The sequence below is a fragment of the Providencia sp. PROV150 genome, from assembly GCF_028481025.1.
In the GTDB taxonomy this organism is placed as follows: Bacteria; Pseudomonadota; Gammaproteobacteria; order Enterobacterales; family Enterobacteriaceae; genus Providencia; species Providencia hangzhouensis.
This window is the reverse complement of record NZ_JAMPPJ010000007.1, coordinates 52849-70118: the sequence shown is the minus strand read 5'-3', so window position 1 is coordinate 70118 and position 17270 is coordinate 52849. Positions and strand designations below refer to the sequence as shown.

The 17270-nt window shown below is 40.2% G+C and carries 17 protein-coding genes; 9 read left to right on the top strand and 8 right to left on the bottom strand.

Annotated features, from left to right (window positions below):
* Positions 1-2: 2 nt before the first annotated feature.
* Entirely contained in the window at positions 3-662 is a 660-nt protein-coding gene (gene folE / locus PSE83_RS07025; RefSeq protein ID WP_004256561.1) for a GTP cyclohydrolase I FolE, read from the bottom strand.
* Between the two features lie 449 nt (positions 663-1111).
* Here folE and moeA point away from each other — a divergent pair, with 449 nt between their 5' ends.
* The 3 genes from moeA to PSE83_RS07010 all read left to right on the top strand — a co-directional run bounded on the left by moeA (position 1112) and on the right by PSE83_RS07010 (position 3656).
* The gene (gene moeA / locus PSE83_RS07020; protein WP_164565409.1) at positions 1112-2353 is read left to right on the top strand and encodes a molybdopterin molybdotransferase MoeA; all 1242 of its coding nucleotides are present in this window, start codon (positions 1112-1114) and stop codon (positions 2351-2353) included.
* A gap of 5 nt (positions 2354-2358) precedes the next feature.
* Positions 2359-3111: a molybdopterin-synthase adenylyltransferase MoeB gene (moeB, locus tag PSE83_RS07015; protein WP_172412275.1), complete on the top strand. Its 753-nt coding sequence runs from the start codon at positions 2359-2361 to the stop codon at positions 3109-3111.
* A 209-nt stretch (positions 3112-3320) separates the two neighbouring features.
* Entirely contained in the window at positions 3321-3656 is a 336-nt protein-coding gene (locus PSE83_RS07010) for a zinc ribbon domain-containing protein YjdM (protein ID WP_004909208.1), read from the top strand.
* Positions 3657-3723: 67 nt separating this feature from the next.
* Here PSE83_RS07010 and PSE83_RS07005 read toward each other — a convergent pair whose 3' ends face one another.
* The 3 genes from PSE83_RS07005 to PSE83_RS06995 all read right to left on the bottom strand — a co-directional run bounded on the left by PSE83_RS07005 (position 3724) and on the right by PSE83_RS06995 (position 6621).
* Complete coding sequence (locus tag PSE83_RS07005) at positions 3724-5322, bottom strand: ABC-F family ATPase (protein ID WP_164565410.1); 1599 nt, start codon at positions 5320-5322, stop codon at positions 3724-3726.
* A 234-nt stretch (positions 5323-5556) separates the two neighbouring features.
* Positions 5557-6015: a GNAT family N-acetyltransferase gene (locus tag PSE83_RS07000; protein WP_164565411.1), complete on the bottom strand. Its 459-nt coding sequence runs from the start codon at positions 6013-6015 to the stop codon at positions 5557-5559.
* A 30-nt stretch (positions 6016-6045) separates the two neighbouring features.
* Positions 6046-6621, bottom strand: coding sequence for a TIGR00730 family Rossman fold protein (locus tag PSE83_RS06995; protein ID WP_096864124.1), 576 nt, complete (start codon positions 6619-6621; stop codon positions 6046-6048).
* Positions 6622-6944: 323 nt separating this feature from the next.
* Here PSE83_RS06995 and rhtA point away from each other — a divergent pair, with 323 nt between their 5' ends.
* On the top strand, positions 6945-7832 hold the full coding sequence (gene rhtA / locus PSE83_RS06990) for a threonine/homoserine exporter RhtA (RefSeq protein WP_004256572.1): 888 nt from the start codon (positions 6945-6947) through the stop codon (positions 7830-7832).
* A 338-nt stretch (positions 7833-8170) separates the two neighbouring features.
* The gene (dps, locus tag PSE83_RS06985) at positions 8171-8674 is read left to right on the top strand and encodes a DNA starvation/stationary phase protection protein Dps (RefSeq protein WP_004256573.1); all 504 of its coding nucleotides are present in this window, start codon (positions 8171-8173) and stop codon (positions 8672-8674) included.
* Positions 8675-8797: 123 nt separating this feature from the next.
* Here dps and dinG read toward each other — a convergent pair whose 3' ends face one another.
* Entirely contained in the window at positions 8798-10909 is a 2112-nt protein-coding gene (gene dinG / locus PSE83_RS06980; RefSeq protein WP_165879243.1) for an ATP-dependent DNA helicase DinG, read from the bottom strand.
* A gap of 257 nt (positions 10910-11166) precedes the next feature.
* On the opposite strand from dinG, the gene PSE83_RS06975 reads away from it, so the two are divergent.
* Positions 11167-11328, top strand: a complete 162-nt coding sequence (locus PSE83_RS06975) for a hypothetical protein (protein WP_004256593.1) — start codon at positions 11167-11169, stop codon at positions 11326-11328.
* Positions 11329-11366: 38 nt separating this feature from the next.
* The gene (sseA, locus tag PSE83_RS06970) at positions 11367-12206 is read left to right on the top strand and encodes a 3-mercaptopyruvate sulfurtransferase (protein ID WP_172767354.1); all 840 of its coding nucleotides are present in this window, start codon (positions 11367-11369) and stop codon (positions 12204-12206) included.
* A gap of 81 nt (positions 12207-12287) precedes the next feature.
* Here the strand turns inward: sseA and PSE83_RS06965 are convergent, their stop codons facing one another.
* From PSE83_RS06965 to rhlE, 3 genes are all read right to left on the bottom strand, one after another.
* Positions 12288-12536, bottom strand: a complete 249-nt coding sequence (locus tag PSE83_RS06965; protein ID WP_004256598.1) for a GlsB/YeaQ/YmgE family stress response membrane protein — start codon at positions 12534-12536, stop codon at positions 12288-12290.
* 159 nt (positions 12537-12695) lie between these two features.
* Entirely contained in the window at positions 12696-13637 is a 942-nt protein-coding gene (dusC, locus tag PSE83_RS06960) for a tRNA dihydrouridine(16) synthase DusC (RefSeq protein WP_172767355.1), read from the bottom strand.
* A gap of 168 nt (positions 13638-13805) precedes the next feature.
* A complete protein-coding gene (gene rhlE / locus PSE83_RS06955) occupies positions 13806-15134 on the bottom strand; it encodes an ATP-dependent RNA helicase RhlE (protein ID WP_110591365.1) in 1329 nt (442 codons plus the stop codon).
* A 285-nt stretch (positions 15135-15419) separates the two neighbouring features.
* On the opposite strand from rhlE, the gene cecR reads away from it, so the two are divergent.
* Together cecR and hlyD are read left to right on the top strand one after the other, a co-directional pair.
* Positions 15420-16118 (top strand): transcriptional regulator CecR, encoded by a 699-nt coding sequence (gene cecR, locus PSE83_RS06950; protein WP_004256610.1) that lies wholly within the window; start codon positions 15420-15422, stop codon positions 16116-16118.
* 153 nt (positions 16119-16271) lie between these two features.
* On the top strand, positions 16272-17267 hold the full coding sequence (gene hlyD / locus PSE83_RS06945) for a secretion protein HlyD (RefSeq protein WP_172767357.1): 996 nt from the start codon (positions 16272-16274) through the stop codon (positions 17265-17267).
* Positions 17268-17270: the final 3 nt, after the last annotated feature.

Genomic DNA, 17270 nt, shown 5'->3' with positions numbered 1-17270 from the left:
AATTATAAGTGACGCACTGCACGTAAAAATTCTTGCCGTGTATTTTGGCTTGATTTAAATAACCCGCCTAATGACGTTGTTGTTGTTGCACTTGTCGCGTCACGAATACCACGTGCTTTCACGCAATAATGCACTGCATCTATACAAACAGCTACATTTGTTGTTCCCAATAATGTTTGCAGAGCAACCAAAATTTGCTGTGTTAAGCGCTCTTGCACTTGTGGACGCTGTGAGAAAAATTGCACAATTCGATTAATTTTCGATAAACCAATGACTTTATCTTTTGGAATGTAGGCAACCGTGGCCTTTCCATCAATCGTAACAAAATGGTGTTCACAGGTACTTGTTAACGTAATATCACGCACAGTGACCATTTCATCCACTTTCATTTTATTTTCAATTAAAGTGATTTTTGGAAAGTTTGCGTAATCAAGCCCTGAAAAAATTTCATCAACATACATTTTTGCGATGCGACGAGGGGTATCAGCTAAACTGTCATCGGTTAAATCCAAATTCAGTAGCGTCATGATCTCTGTCATGTGCCCTTCAATCAGTTTCTTACGTTCGTCGCCTGATTTTGGCTGGATACGTAAAGGCGTTTCTAGGCCTCTAGCCTCCAGCGCGGCATGAACTAATTCGGCCTCTTTACTCAGAGATGACATGTGATCCTCCACAAATGGTATAACTATTTTTATAAAATGCAGGTGTGCGGTACTCTAAAACAGCAGGTAGAGATAATCCAGTACAACATCGTTAATCGCTGTGAAATATTTGCATTTAGCCCTGTAATTTATTCACCAAATGAATACATACATTAAAAGGTTTTACACCTTATATAAGGTGATTAGTAGCACATATTTTATCAATGTTTTAACCTTGAATGGCGATAAACAAACAAACTTGAAATGATTAACGCAATAAATAATCTAAAAATTGGTCATTTCATGTGTAATTTTGTCTGCGTTAATGCCTCCCTGTTCGTTAAATCTAACCAAAAGCTATCTGTAATCAATTTCTATTCATTCACGCACTAATGGATTTCTGCCATAATATGCATCACGAACACATTTTAAAGCCTCAAGGCAGATAACAATAATGAGGGTCATTATTTATGGATCAGTGTCATACTAACGATTTGATTTCTCTAGATGTTGCATTGGAAAAATTACTATCTCAAACGAAAACTGTCACAGATACAGAAATCATTCCACTGACCTCCTCTGCACAACGCATCATTGCGACAGACCTGATTTCCCCTATCAATGTTCCACCATTTGATAATTCTGCTATGGATGGTTATGGCTTACGTTTCGCCGATTGGGATGGTAAAACGCCAATGCCTGTAGCAGGTAAATCTTTTGCGGGTAACCCGATGGAAGGTGAACTAAAAGCAGGTTGCTGCGTACGTATTATGACAGGCGCACCAATTCCACAAGGAGTGGATACCGTTGTGATGCAAGAATCTACACAACAAACGGACCAAGGTATTGTATTCACCCAACCAATTAAACAAGGTAGTAATATCCGCAAAGCAGGGGAAGATATCACCCAAGGCAGTGCCGTATTCCCTGAGGGCACCTTACTAACGACCGCTCAGCTACCTTTAATTGCTTCACTGGGTATTGCTGATGTCACCGTATATCGCCGCCTTAAAGTTGCCGTTTTTTCAACGGGAGATGAGCTACAAGCTGTCGGCCTTCCTTTAGCAGATGGGCAAATTTATGATACTAACCGTTTTACCGTTCGTCTGATGCTGGAAAAACTTAATTGTGAAGTGCTTGATTTAGGGGTAATACCGGACTCGCCCGAAAAACTCAAGCAAACCTTTATCGAAGCTAACCAACACGCTGATTTAGTGATCAGTAGTGGCGGTGTTTCCGTAGGTGAAGCCGACTATACCAAACAAATTTTGGATGAATTAGGCACCATTGGTTTTTGGAAGTTAGCCATTAAACCAGGAAAACCCTTTGCTTTTGGTAAGCTGAGCGACGCTTGGTTTTGTGGGCTACCGGGGAACCCTGTTTCCGCCGCACTCACCTTCTATCAATTGGTTCAACCGCTGATTGCCCGCCTTTCAGGGCACGGCCAATGGCGTGCTCCGCTACGCTTTAAGGTTCCAGTGACCACCGCGTTGAAGAAAAGCCCGGGCCGTTTAGATTTTCAACGAGGAATTCTAAGCACCAATGAGCAAGGGCAGTTGCAAGTCGCCACGACGGGTCACCAAGGCTCACATGTGTTTAGTTCATTTAGTTTAGCCAACTGTTTTATTGTCCTTGAAAGAGAGCGTGGGCGCGTTGAAGCAGGTGAAATGGTTGAAGTCGAAATGTTTAACTATTTATTAAAAAGTGAATAATAACAGTGCAAGAGCTTAGCGATCCGGAAATGTTGCGGTACAACCGCCAAATTATCCTCCGTGGGTTTGATTTCGATGGGCAGGAAAAACTTAAAGCTGGCAAAGTACTGGTTATTGGCCTTGGCGGTTTAGGCTGTGCCGCAACTCAATACCTTGCTGCTGCTGGTGTCGGTCATCTGACATTGGTGGATTTCGATACCGTGTCATTGTCTAACTTGCAACGGCAAATTTTGCACCGTGACGTCACCATTGGTACACCGAAAGTTGATTCAGCTAAAGCGCAACTTGCTGCCATTAACCCATATATTCAAATTGACACCGTCAATGCACAACTTGATGATGCACAACTTGATGAATTAATTATGCATCATGATGTGATCTTAGACTGCACAGATAACGTTGCCATTCGTGAACAGCTCAACCGCTTGTGTTTACCACGAAAAAAACCACTGGTTTCAGGTGCTGCTATTCGCATGGAAGGGCAATTATCTGTTTTCACTTATGAAGAAAACACCCCTTGCTATCACTGTTTAAGCCGTTTATTTGGTGAAAATAACTTAACTTGTGTGGAAGCAGGGGTTATGTCCCCTTTAGTCGGTACCATTGGTACGCTAGAAGCGATGGAAACCATTAAATTATTAGCTAATTATGGGAAAGTTAATTCAGGAAAAGTATTGCTATTTGATGCAATGACCATGGATTTTCGCCAATTTAAACTTAGCAAAGACCCGCATTGTGAAGTCTGTGCTAAAAGCTAACTGCTAAATTTTCGGGCAAGTTGGCTTTTCTCATCATTCAGGCGAGGCTTTTCTCGCCTTTTTCCTATTTTTATTAAATCAAAATTAAGAATAATCCGAAAAAATAATTTAATTGCCCTTTCACCTTATACTATCTCTCTTTTGTGGTGCTTGATGGTTTAAATATCACCACTGTTTATTCTTTTGATAAAGTTACTGAGAGTATGAATATGCAATTCCCTCCTTGCCCGAAATGCCAGTCTGAATACACCTATACTGATAACGATATGTATATCTGCCCTGAGTGCGCGCATGAATGGAATGATGCCGAACCTGTAGCTGATATTGATGAATTGATTGTAAAAGATGCCAATGGCAACCTGTTAGCTGATGGTGATACCATCACGGTTATTAAAGATCTCAAAGTCAAAGGCAGCTCTTCTATGCTAAAAATTGGTACCCGCGTTAAAGGTATCCGTTTGGTCGAAGGCGACCACAATATCGACTGTAAAATTGATGGTTTCGGTCAAATGAAATTGAAATCTGAGTTTGTGAAGAAAAACTAAGTTTACTTCACCCATTAAAAAGCCCTCAAAATTTGAGGGCTTTTTGTTTCTAATCTAAAAACTCTATTTAGATAACCACACCTTGGCTTGTCAGGTATTCGTCATAAGTACCTTTGAAATCAATTACTTTATCTTCTTTGATTTCTAAAATACGGCTCGCTAACGAGCTAACAAACTCACGGTCATGAGAAACGAAAATTAACGTACCTTTGTATAATTCTAGGGCTAAGTTTAATGACTCGATAGATTCCATATCCAAGTGATTGGTTGGCTCATCCATAATCAAAATATTTGGCTGTTGCATCATTAACTTACCAAATAACATACGCCCTTGTTCACCACCGGATAACACTTTAACTTTCTTTTTAATGTCATCTTGAGAAAACAGTAAACGGCCTAAAATACTGCGCACCGCTTGCTCGTCATCCCCTTCACTTTTCCACTGACTCATCCAGTCAAACACGGTTAAATCCGTTTCAAAATCTTCTGCGTGGTCTTGGGCATAGTATCCAATGCTGCTGTTTTCTGACCATTTAACCATCCCGCTCGTTGCAGGCTGTTCACCCACCAGCGTTTTTAAGAATGTAGTTTTACCGATACCATTAGCACCAATGACAGCCATTTTTTCGCCAACTTCCAGTAATAAATTGACGTTTTTGAATAATGGCTCTTGGTCATAACCGTTCGTTACAGCTTCTAATTCAAGCGCATTTCGGAACAATTTTTTCTCTTGTTCAAAACGAATAAATGGATTTTGTCGGCTAGACGCTTTCACTTCATCCAATTGAATTTTATCAATTTGACGTGCGCGTGAAGTCGCTTGTTTCGATTTAGATGCGTTAGCGCTAAAGCGGCTAACAAAAGATTGCAGTTCTGCAATTTGTGCTTTTTTCTTCGCGTTATCTGCCAGTAAACGCTCACGTGCTTGAGTTGCCGCGATCATATATTCATCATAGTTACCAGTGAATAAACGCAATTCACCGTAATCTAGATCAGCCATATGGGTACATACGGTATTTAGAAAGTGCCTATCATGGGAAATAATGATCATAGTACAGTTACGATCGTTCAGCACTTGTTCTAACCAACGAATCGTATCGATATCCAAGTTATTCGTCGGCTCATCGAGTAATAAGATATCAGGGTCAGAAAATAGGGCTTGAGCCAACAGCACTCGCAGCTTCCAGCCTGGTGCGACTTCACTCATCGGCCCATAGTGTTGTTCAACAGGAATACCCACACCCAGTAATAATTCACCTGCGCGCGCTTCCGCACTATAACCGTCCATTTCACCATAAGCGACTTCTAGGTCAGCCACACGGTAGCCGTCTTCTTCGCTCATTTCAGGTAAGGCGTAGATTCTATCGCGCTCTTGTTTGACGTCCCACAGCTCGCTATGGCCCATAATCACGGTATCAAGTACGGTAAATTCTTCAAATGCGAACTGATCTTGGCGAAGTTTACCAATACGCTCATTTGGATCAGTCGTGCTCACATTTCCAGCTGTAGGGGTTAAATCTCCCCCTAAAATCTTCATAAACGTGGATTTACCCGCGCCATTTGCGCCGATCAAACCATAACGGTTGCCTGTGCCAAATTTAACTGAAATGTTTTCAAACAGTGGCTTACTGCCAAACTGCATAGTGATATTGTTCGTTGTTAACACTGCTATGCCTTAAATTAAACGGTGTAAAATAGCCTGCGATGATTAGGGGTCTATGACTACAGCGTGCAAAACAACCCAAAATAGTGATTTGAGCAGCAAAATACACTCCATGTATGGTCATTAGAGTATGGCAGGTATAAATAGCGGCGCATTATGCCATATTACACCGCTTAGATCTTGTGCTGTTTTCAGCAAATTGATTAACACGAAAGGAAAGGCTGACTAAATGCCAAACTAAAGAGTGAGCCCCATAGTACGGCTGATTTCAGTTAGCCCTTCTCGCTCATAAAATTTAATCGCTTTATGGTTTTGCGCTAACACTGACAGCTCCAAGTGGCTCAATTGTCTACCCTTCGCCCATGCTTTCATCGCATTTAGTAATTTTTGGCCTACTTTTTCACCACGGAAATTAGGCTCAACCACTAGGTCAAAGATATAACCAAAATTTCGAGGAACAACACAGTTATAAGGGTCAGCTGCTTGTTGTTGTGCAATACAAAGCCCTTTAATCTCACTGTTAAATTCAGCAACTAATAAACAAAATTTATCGTCAATAATCGCATTTTCAATAAATTCCCTAGTCTGCTCCGCTGGTTGTAAACGTTCAGGGTCGAATAATGCCATTTCCGAAAACAAAATTTGGTAAAGCGATAAAATGGATTCTACATCACTTTTAATAGCTTCCCTTATCATGCATTCCTCTCTGTGATTTTAATATTAACGCTAGTCGTAGGTTTTAATTGGTGGGGCGACATAAGATTCAAAACTTTCTAATAACTCAGCGGGAGAATCATTCACAATCGCCATATGACGGTATTTTTCATGGAGGAAACCTTCATCTGCCATCTTATTTGTCATATCAATCAATGGTTGCCAATAATTATTAATATTAAATAAAGCGCATGGCTTAGCATGTAAACCAATTTGGCTCCAAGTAAATACTTCTGCATACTCTTCAAGCGTGCCATAACCGCCAGGCAAAGCGACAAAGGCATCCGCAAGCTCAATCATTTTACTTTTACGCTGATGCATCGTTTCAACTTTATACAACTCAGTTAAATTCTTATGAGAAATTTCACGTTCTTCTAGCAATGATGGGATCACCCCAATCGCTTTTCCCCCTAATGACAATACGGTATCAGCAACTGTCCCCATAATTCCCACGCTCGCTCCACCATAGACTAACGTGATATCACGTTTAACCATTTCTTTAGCAAACTCAATGGCTTTTTGCTGATAGACCTCATTTTTTCCCATACTGGAACCACAATACACTGCAATACTTTTAATTTTTCCCATTTGTTCCTCATTTTCCATTTTTATTGTGACTTTTTAGTTAAAGCACTGAATTATACGAGCCTAATACAGAAGCTCAAGCTTCACTCTTCGCCATAATAAAATGAGACTAACTCATGTTTATAGCACTGCTATTCACTTAAACCAACATGTTGACAACCAATAAAGCACATTTACCCCCTTATTCTCTATAGCTAAACCATAAACAAATATAAAGCCGTGCTGTTTTATGAGATAATCTTTAAGAAATTATTTTTCATCACTGAATACTTATTTTCTAAATATTTATTATCAATTAAGTTACGTTTTCCGAGGTTTACTTATTTATGTCTGCCGACACTAAAAAGAGCGCATTTCCGCTATTACCTATAGGGTTATTACTGCTTGCAATGACCTCTATTCAAAGCGGAGCTTCTTTAGCTAAAACTTTATTTCCTGTTATCGGCGCTCCCGGTGTTACTGGTTTACGTTTATTGCTTGCTACTATTATTTTGTTCGTTATTTTTAAGCCTTGGCGTTTAAAATTCAGAAAAAATTCGCTAGTTCCATTGCTTGCTTATGGGTTATCCCTAGGTACGATGAATTATTTGTTTTACCTATCTCTTGAACGAATTCCATTAGGGATAGCTGTTGCTTTAGAATTTACTGGCCCTTTAGCCGTTGCGATGTTTTCTTCTCGCCGTCCGATTGATTTTTTATGGATAGCCCTTGTTATTGTTGGGTTATTATTCTTACTTCCAATCGGCGATAATATTGATTCCATTGATACACTCGGTGCTCTCTATGCTCTCGGAGCCGGTGTCTGTTGGGGGTTGTATATTATATTCGGGCAACGTGCAGGAGCGGGTTACGGTGCAGCAACCGTTGCAATAGGTTCATTTATTTCTGCCATGATCTTCTTCCCTATCGGCTTAATGCAAACAGGTGTCGAGGTGATGTTCGACCCCTCAATTTTACCTATTGCACTAGCAGTCGCGATTTTATCAACCGCATTTCCTTATACATTAGAAATGATCGCACTAACGCGTTTACCAGCTCGAACTTTTGGTACATTGATGAGCCTTGAACCTTGTATGGGCGCATTTTTAGGAATTGTTTTCCTAAATGAGCATTTGACGATGACTCAATGGTTGGCATTATTATGTATTGTCTGTGCTTCTATTGGTTCCACCTCAACAGCGGTACCAAAGTCAAAAATCGAAAAAGTGTCCTAGCCACTAAAAGCTCGAAGCAAACAAAGACAATCAAGGTTAATAAATTCGATATATAGATATTTATTAACCTTTTTTCGTGTAAAGTTTTATTCATCAATTTGAAATAATCTATTTTTATTTCTAGTTTATGCTTTAAATAAAAATTTATTATCTCTATCGCACTTATTGTCAAAAACGATTAGTACCGAAGATCCACAATTAATTAACGGTTAATAAAGTATATCGAATAGACCTATTAAATTAATCGTTTATTACATTATGACAAATTAGTTTAGTTATTTTATATTTATTGACAGATGAGGTTACTAAACAAATTCATATTTAAGAGAGGATGAATCATGAGCACAGCTAAATTATTTAAAGCATCTTCAAATGAACTTTTATATACACGTAATGATATGGAAGACAGCGTAAAATTGGAAACCATTGGAATTCTTAATGTTATGGTGGTCCATTTTACCGATCTCTCTCTAATGACTAAACAAGCCCACTGGAATATGCGTGGCCGTAATTTTATTGCTATCCATGAAATGCTAGATGGCTTTAGAACCACGTTAGTTGAACATTTAGATGAATTCGCAGAGCGCGCGGTTCAATTGGGAGGTGTTGCTATTGGTACAACGCAAGAAGTTAACCGCTTCACCTCGTTAGAAGCTTACCCAATTAATATCCATAGCGTACAAGACCACTTAAAAGCGTTAGCCGACCGCTATGCTATTGTCGCAAATGATATCCGTAAAGCCATTGATGAAGTGGAAGACGAAGACACTGCGGATATGTTTACCGCAGCTTCCCGCGATATGGATAAATTCCTCTGGTTCTTAGAAGCAAATATTGAGTAATGTCGTAAATAGAGTCAATTAAAATTGACCAATGGCCACTGTAGAGTGGCCATTTTATTTGCGAGTCATTAACTATAATCAAACTGTTATTCAAATACCTAAAAATAAAATAAGTTAACTTAGTTATTTACTTTTTTTAGGTATCTCAGGTTGTTCTATAGGAAATACAGGTAATGCATTTAATAGCCTTTTACCATAATTTTTAGTTAGCAAACGTTTATCATAAATAATAATTTCACCATAGCACTCATGACTACGAATCAACCTACCTGCTTGCTGTATCAAGTTAAATGAGGCGCTAGGTAAACTTTGTACTTCAAATGGGTATCGCTTCAATGATTTCAACCAATCCCCTTCGGTGATAATCACAGGGTTTGTTACTGGTGGAAATGCAATTTTATGAATATGGACCTGAGTTAAATATTCCCCTTTTAGGTCTAACCCCTCAGCAAACGATTGTAAGCCAATTAAGGCACTAGATTGCCCTTGGTTAATTCTTTCGCAATGAGTTTCGACTAACCGGTAACGTGGTTGATCTCCTTGAACTAAAAGCTGCAAACGCAAATCCTTTACGTGCTCAAGAAAACCTTCCATCGCTCTTTGGCTACTAAATAAAACCAGTACTCCACGGTGAGTATTTTTAGCGAATTGTTCACGGAAAAATACTGCCATTTCCGCTAAGTGTTCAGCTTCAGTGTTTATCGTTGGCTCATATTCCATTTTAGGAATAATAATTTTTCCTTGCTCAACATGGTTAAAAGGAGAAGATAATGTCACAAAGCGGTCATCACTTTTTTCGGATAACCCAGTAAGTTCCATAAAACGTGAATAACTGTTCAATGACCTCAGTGTTGCCGAGGTAATCACAATATGAGGAACATTTCGCCATAACAAATGTTGTAATTGTTCGCTGACTCGGATCCCTGCACAATGCATAAAGAAGCGAGATTGGTTTTTCTCATAACGCCGACTTAACCATTTTGATACAGGGGCACCTGAACTTTGTTCTAATGCCGCCAACCGCCAAAGCTTCGACATATTTTCAAAGTACCCCATAGCCCTACTAGTCACAATAATGGAGCGATGTAAGCGGACAATATCTTGCTTCGCAGTTTGTTCCGTCAAATCATTTAAGATGGCTTCCGCCAGTCCCTGTAATGCATCAGTTTGCTTAAACAAGGCCTGACAGCTCAGTTGCATAGCTTCAGGCAATACACCAAGCGGAAATAAATATTCAGTTTCTTTTGATGTTTCTGGTAATAATGCATTCGCTAATAATGAGAAATCACGAAATGTTTCACGTAATTTTTCTGCATGTTGCTGTAACCGTTCGGGGTTAGCTAACTTTGGTGGCTTCGCCGGACGAAATTGCCCCATGTACTGCCCAACATGCTGAATAAAGCTATCAAGCTGTGCCGTTAGTTGAACTAACGTAATTTCGCCTTCAACTTCAAGGGCATCCCTTGCAACATCCGGAACATGATGGCCTTCATCAAGCACTAATAATAAATTTTTCGGGTCAGGTAATACCGATTCACTTTCCATTGCAGCCATAACTAACGCATGATTAGCAACCACCACATCGGCATCTTCGATTTCCCGCCTAGCAATAAAAAATGGGCAACGCTGATAAAATTGACAATTACGACCTAAACAATTCATTTTATCTGTGCTGACTTTGCGCCATAAGCTATCACTAAATGCACGTTTGTGGTGATCCCTTAGCCCATCCCATGCAAAACTCTGAAAGTCATGCCGCAGTTGCTGACAAATAGCCCGCTCTTCACTATTCGCAATTTCTGTTTTATCTTCCACCAATAACATTAAATCAATTTGTTCGCCTTCCGCGGCACAAATAGCTTCTAAATTACGAGGGCAAACATAACGAGCACGCCCAAACGCCCCTGTATATTTTAAATCAGGAATAATTTTGCTTAATAAGGGTAAATCTTTACTATAAATTTGGTCTTGTAATGCCACATTCGCCGTACTGACCACTAAGGTTTTACCTTCTTCCCTACCAACCGCTATCCCTGGTATTAAATAAGATAGCGTTTTACCCACCCCAGTAGGCGCTTCTATAACCAAATGGCGGCCGTCATCATCTGCTAAATTTTTTGCGACTTGCGCGATCATCTGCCGCTGCGGTGATCGGGAAACAAACCCGTCAATTTGTACGGACAACCCTTTATACCACTGAGTTATTTGTTCTTTAGTTTTATTCGACAGGGACATAAATTATGCAGGTGACCAAAGTTAAAATGAAAGATAACGAAACTGACAACAATACGGAATATGTAAAAAACGCTTTTGCCAACCGCTTCGCAAAACTACTGTATTAATACCCATTATACATAAAAATTGGGAAGCTTTTTGCAAAACGCCCATTCTGCAACAGAAATAATAGCTTTTAACTTGTTTGCAACACTCATCCGGTTATACTTTGAGTTCTTATATCATTTGGATTTTTATCACTAGGCAGGCTATAGAAAATGAAAAAGGTTGTTATCGCACTTTGCGCATTATGCGCTTTTGGTTCTGTAGGCGGTATTGTTTTAGCGGGTATGAACATTTATACACGTTCAACCACACCACTTGAGCAAGGGCAACCGCAATCCCCTTCAGCACTGCCAGCACCCAATCAAATTCAGTAATTTTAAAATAATTTATCAGCCCAGGATGGAGATAGCTTATGTACAACGATTATTTCGTAACCCCACAATGGTTAAATTCACATCTATTTGATGATAACATCATTGTACTCGATGCTTCTTCTCCGCCACCGACCGCACCTTATGATTGCCGCCAACAATATTTAGAAGAACATATTCCTAACGCTCAGTTCTTTCATCAAGATGAAATTGCAGACAAAAGCTGTGATTTACCCCATATGCTGCCAAGTGCCGATGTTTTTAGCCAAGCAGTTAGTGCCATGGGCATAGGTAATGACACCCAAGTTATTATTTATTCGCAGAATAACTTATTTTCGTCCCCAAGAGCATGGTGGACTTTCACCACTATGGGCTGCAAAAACGTTAAAATTTTAGCCGGTGGCATCGATGCTTGGAAAGCAGCAGGGTTTGATGTTCAGTCCGGGGAAGTTACTCCGCCAGCTGCGAAACAATTCCATGCCATACGTAAAGACAGTAACGCACTGAATCAAGAGCACATGCTTGATATTGTAAATCAAGGAAAAATTCAAATTATTGATGCTCGTGCAGAACCACGCTTTCTTGCCAAAGCGCCAGAACCACGTCCGGGTCTACGTATGGGGCATATTCCTGGGAGCAAAAACGTCCCATGGGATCTTCTCGTTGAAAAGGGTGAATTCAAATCACCGGAGCAACTTAAAGCTATTTTTAATAAACAAGGTGTGGATATCCATGCACCTTCAGTGATGACCTGTGGTTCAGGAATGACCGCAGCTGTGGTATTAATGGCATTAACATTATTAGGTAACCAAAACATGCGTTTGTATGATGGTTCATGGGCCCAATGGGGGCAAGATAACGGCCTGCCAATCGAGTCGTAATCCTCTTCTTCCATAAAAATATAAGCCACTTGATTATTTAAGTGGCTTATAGAATGAAGATTTACCAAGTAGAGGAAATGGTTATTTGGCAAATATCCCGGCTAAGAACAGTACGACAATCGCACCGATAACCGCGACAACAAAACTCCCAAAGTTGAAACCATCAACTTTTCCTTTACCAAAGAAAGTACTGATGTAACCACCCACAACGGCACCAACAATCCCCAGCACGGTGGTCATAATGAACCCCATGTGATAAGTACCTGGCATCAGCCACTTAGCTAAAACACCTGCAATTAGACCAAAAATAATCCAAGCAATTACACCCATCTTACGCCTCCCAGACTAGGTAATTTCACTATAATGTCAAAATGTTCTCATATAATAGTAGAGCTTTAAATAAATAAAATCGCTCTCCTACCAATTAAGTAAAGACCCTATAAGTTAATTTCGCAACTATAAAATTTTGCCAATCAACATTATTCATAACTAATTGCTCACAATTTCAGTTATCACTTGCGCAATCTGTTGGGCATTTTTTAACGACCTAACCTGAGAAAAAAGTTCATCTGCTTGATGATATTCTTTACGTAAATAGCCTAGCCATTGCTTAATCCGGGCTGCATGGTAATGGCCGGTATCCCCTTGTTTTTCAAGTTCTGTATACTTTAATAACAACCTGCCAACTTGCTCCCAAGGCATTTTAGATTCATTAAATTTGACCACCCGGCTAAGGTTTGGGGTGTTTAATGCTCCACGACCAATCATCACGGCATCACAACCTGTGATTTCAAGGCAGCGCTGTGCACTTGCATAGTCCCAAATTTCACCATTAGCAATCACTGGGATCGATAATTTACGGCGGATCTCTCCAATGGCAGACCAATTAATACTCTCTGCTTTATAACCGTCTTCTTTGGTTCTACCATGGACAGTAAGTTCTGTTGCCCCCGCCTGTTGAACCGCATCTGCAATTTCATAAGCAAATTCGGAACTATCCCACCCCAAACGAACCTTAACCGAAATAGGTAATTCTTTTGGAACTGCTTCACGCATTGATTTCGCAGCTTGATAAATCAAATCAGGTTGCTTCAATAACGTCGCACCACCACCGTGGCCATTAACTGTTTTTGATGGACACCCGCAATTTAAATCAACCCCCCAAGATCCTAACTCGACCGCTCGGTTTGCGTTCTCTGCCAACCACTGAGGGTGTTGCCCTAATAACTGCACGCGAACTAATGTCCCTGAAGGGGTACGACTACCATGTTTTAGTTCAGGGCATAAACGGTAAAAAGTTTTTGCCGGTAAAAGAGTATCAACCACGCGAACAAACTCTGTTATGCACAAGTCATAGTTATTAACTTCGCTTAATAGACAACGTACTAAAGGGTCTAAAACTCCTTCCATAGGAGCTAATAAAACGCGCATAAATGGCTCACAAAAAACGTAATAACACCTGCTTATCATACCGTTTATTGAATAGATGAGCAGGAAAATTCTAAGATGGGGGTGACCAGTGACAGGCTTGAAATAGTTTCATAAGTAGCTCTAGTTAATGCCATTAACATTAAAAAGAGCTACAAGCTTTATGGAAGATTAACTGTCACTTCGCCCTTGTTTGACTTTTTTCTGGGCGTTTTTCCATGGGGAACTTGCCCCCTTCCCTGAACTAGGCTTTGACGATGGCGAATTACTGCGACGTGGTGGTTTACCTTGGTTTCTATCACCTGAACGACGTTCATTGCGTTGTGGTGTTTTTTGAATAGGCTCCGCCTTTATGGAGGGGTCGGGCTCATAGCCTTCAATCGCCATCAATGGAATCGATTTTTTCAATAATTTTTCAATATCCTTGAGTAGCTTAGCCTCATCGATACATACTAAGGAAACTGCCATCCCAGTTGCTTCTGCACGGCCTGTACGACCGATACGGTGAACGTAGTCTTCTGCAACATTAGGAAGCTCAAAATTCACCACATAAGGAAGCTGTTCAATATCAAGGCCACGAGCTGCGATATCCGTTGCCACTAACACACGAATATCTCCAGATTTAAAATCAGCTAATGCACGAGTACGAGCCCCTTGGCTCTTGTTACCATGGATAGCAGCAGCTTTGACACCATCTTTATTTAAATGCTCAGCGAGACGGTTTGCACCATGTTTTGTACGTGTAAAAACAAGAACTTGTTGCCAGTTTTCACGGCCAATCATAAACGAAAGTAATTCCGCTTTTCGTTTTTTATCAACCAGATGAACATATTGAGTCACTTGCTCAGAAGCTGAGTTTCGCGGAGCAACCTCAATAGTTACAGGGTTATTGAGTAATTTATTCGCCAATTGTTTGATTTCGTCAGAAAACGTCGCTGAGAACAATAAGTTTTGACGTTTTTTAGGTAATTTATTAATCACCCTACGAATATCATGAATGAACCCCATATCTAACATACGGTCAGCTTCATCCAGAACAAAAACTTCGACTTGGGAAAGATCTACTGCATTTTGGTGTTCTAAATCTAATAAGCGCCCCGGAGTTGCAATTAAGATATCAACCCCGCCACGTAACTTCATCATTTGTGGGTTAATACTTACCCCACCAAAGACGACAAAAGAACGAATACGCAGGTGACGGCTATATTCTTTTACATTTTCAGCAACTTGCGCTGCAAGCTCCCTTGTTGGCGTCAAAATTAACGCACGAATAGGCTTGCGATCCTTTCCTGCTCGAGGAGTTGTAATCAGCTTCTGTAAAATTGGCAATGTAAAACCCGCTGTTTTACCTGTACCAGTTTGGGCGCTAGCTAAAAGGTCGTTTCCTGCAAGCACGGCTGGGATAGCTTGTTGTTGAATAGGCGTAGGGCTTTCATAACCTAATTCATTAATGGCAAGCAAAATTTCCTCGTTTAACGCGAGGTCTGAAAAAGTAGTCAAATTAAATTACTCCGGGCTTCACCGCTTCAAATTGAATGTGGCAGTTATGGGGGAAGTGAGTCAGAAGATAAAGCGCAAACTGCCGTGCGACACTGTGTAAAATTCTAACATTATTTACAGATGATAAATATATTAATTTAGTTTGGTTAATAAATTAATATAAAATCCGACCCACATAGTATATATACTTACATTGTACTATGAGATGTCGTTTTTTACTTTTTATAAAAATGAAAAGCCATTAAGAGCTAATTAGGTGTTATTTAATTCTGAATTTTTAAAGGAATGGTTATGAATACAGGTTCATCGTCAACGTTGCGAGGAGAAAATGCGAAAATGCAATTGCTTCTCACTGCTGCTGATGTATATGGAGAACAAGGGCTTGATGGCGCTACTACACGCAAGATCGCACAGGCATCAGGGCAAAATATTGCCGCAATTTCTTATTATTTTGGCTCAAAAGAAGGTCTTTACTTAGCGGTAGCTCAGCTTATCGCAAAAACTATTCGGGACGATTTCCATGATGTTTTTCAAGCAATTGACAACTTTCTAAATCAACCTTTGTCAGTACAAGTAACTGATGATGCACTTGATTTACTACAAAAAACAGTCATTGCCTATAATCATTTTCAGTTGGAAAAGAAAAATTTAAGTTTTTCTCGGATATTAGCACGAGAACAACTCAACCCGACCGAAGCCTATACGGTAATCCATGAACAGGCTTTAGGCCCAATACATTCGCGCCTAAACCGCTTGATTGCGATTTACATTGGTGCTGACCCCAATCATTTAACAACGCTAATCCACACACACGCAATCCTTGGCGAAACACTTTCATTTCGAATTGCTCGAGAAACTTTGTTACGCCAAACGGGTTGGAAACATATCAATGAAAATGAATTTAAAATTATTAATCAAGTTCTTATTGAACATACAAATATATTATTAGCAGGCTTACGCCATCGCAAACAATATGAAAAGTGATATGATAAAATAATTAAAGTGATTCATTCACATTGATAATAACTAGAGGCTGGTGATTTTATTGCAGCTGGTGCCACATTTCTTCATTAAAAACAGCGGCCTCTAACAACAAAGTTTGTTTTCATATCGTTGATTCTTTAAGTAAGGTTAGCTATGAGCAATAAAAACCGTTCTGTTGTTGTTTTCATTATTCTCATATTAATCGGTGCTGCAATTGGTGGTTATTACTACTATCAATCACAGCAAGACAAAATATTAACACTCTACGGCAATGTTGATGTCCGAACGGTAAATCTTGGTTTTCGAGTGTCAGGTAAGCTCAAATCCCTAAGCGTTGATGAAGGTGCAAAAATTATTGCAGGCGAGCAACTTGGCCTACTGGATGATGCCCCCTACATTAACGCGTTAAATAAAGCCAAAGGGGTACGTGACAGCGCCAAAGCCCAACTTGCTTTAAAAGAAAGTGGTTACCGTTCTCAAGAGGTTGCACAAGTTGAAGCTGAAGTGGCTCAAAAACAAGCGGCTTGGCAATATGCCGATAACTTCTATAAACGTCAGCAAGGGCTTGCTGCCTCCCGCGTTATTTCAGCTAATGATTTAGATAACGCGAAGAACAATCGAAACCAAGCATTTGCAGCCCTTCAAGCGGCACAAGATAAACTAAATCAATACCAAAGCGGTTTTCGCCAAGAAGAGATAGCTGCCGCTCGAGGCGAATGGTTACAAGCCGAAGCGGCTGTCGCTCAAGCTGAACTCGACTTACAAGACACCGTTTTAACTGCACCTTCCTCTGGGACTATTTTAACCCGAGCAATCGAACCTGGCACAATCATCGGTGCAGGTAATACCGTATTTAGCGTCACTTTAACAAATCCTGTTTGGGTCAGAGCCTATGTTAGCGAACCGCACCTCGGTGATGCCATCCCCGGTAGAGAAGTCTTGCTGTATACGGATAGCCGCCCAAATCAGCCTTACCATGGTACCATCGGGTTTGTTTCCCCTACCGCCGAGTTTACCCCTAAAAGCGTACAAACACCGGATTTACGAACCGATTTAGTCTATCGACTACGTATCGTCGTCAATGATGCAGATGATGCTTTACGCCAAGGTATGCCTGTAACTATTCAATTTACTGATAATAAACAGTAAGAG

What these genes read in the sequence shown, in the direction of transcription:
- folE (WP_004256561.1), bottom strand. Translation starts at nt 662, where the DNA reads ATGTCATCTCTGAGTAAAGAGGCCGAATTAGTTCATGCCGCGCTGGAG.
- moeA (WP_164565409.1), top strand. Translation starts at nt 1,112, where the DNA reads ATGGATCAGTGTCATACTAACGATTTGATTTCTCTAGATGTTGCATTG.
- PSE83_RS07010 (WP_004909208.1), top strand. Translation starts at nt 3,321, where the DNA reads ATGCAATTCCCTCCTTGCCCGAAATGCCAGTCTGAATACACCTATACT.
- PSE83_RS07000 (WP_164565411.1), bottom strand. Translation starts at nt 6,015, where the DNA reads ATGATAAGGGAAGCTATTAAAAGTGATGTAGAATCCATTTTATCGCTT.
- PSE83_RS06995 (WP_096864124.1), bottom strand. Translation starts at nt 6,621, where the DNA reads ATGGGAAAAATTAAAAGTATTGCAGTGTATTGTGGTTCCAGTATGGGA.
- rhtA (WP_004256572.1), top strand. Translation starts at nt 6,945, where the DNA reads ATGTCTGCCGACACTAAAAAGAGCGCATTTCCGCTATTACCTATAGGG.
- dps (WP_004256573.1), top strand. Translation starts at nt 8,171, where the DNA reads ATGAGCACAGCTAAATTATTTAAAGCATCTTCAAATGAACTTTTATAT.
- dinG (WP_165879243.1), bottom strand. Translation starts at nt 10,909, where the DNA reads ATGTCCCTGTCGAATAAAACTAAAGAACAAATAACTCAGTGGTATAAA.
- PSE83_RS06975 (WP_004256593.1), top strand. Translation starts at nt 11,167, where the DNA reads ATGAAAAAGGTTGTTATCGCACTTTGCGCATTATGCGCTTTTGGTTCT.
- sseA (WP_172767354.1), top strand. Translation starts at nt 11,367, where the DNA reads ATGTACAACGATTATTTCGTAACCCCACAATGGTTAAATTCACATCTA.
- PSE83_RS06965 (WP_004256598.1), bottom strand. Translation starts at nt 12,536, where the DNA reads ATGGGTGTAATTGCTTGGATTATTTTTGGTCTAATTGCAGGTGTTTTA.
- dusC (WP_172767355.1), bottom strand. Translation starts at nt 13,637, where the DNA reads ATGCGCGTTTTATTAGCTCCTATGGAAGGAGTTTTAGACCCTTTAGTA.
- cecR (WP_004256610.1), top strand. Translation starts at nt 15,420, where the DNA reads ATGGTTATGAATACAGGTTCATCGTCAACGTTGCGAGGAGAAAATGCG.
- hlyD (WP_172767357.1), top strand. Translation starts at nt 16,272, where the DNA reads ATGAGCAATAAAAACCGTTCTGTTGTTGTTTTCATTATTCTCATATTA.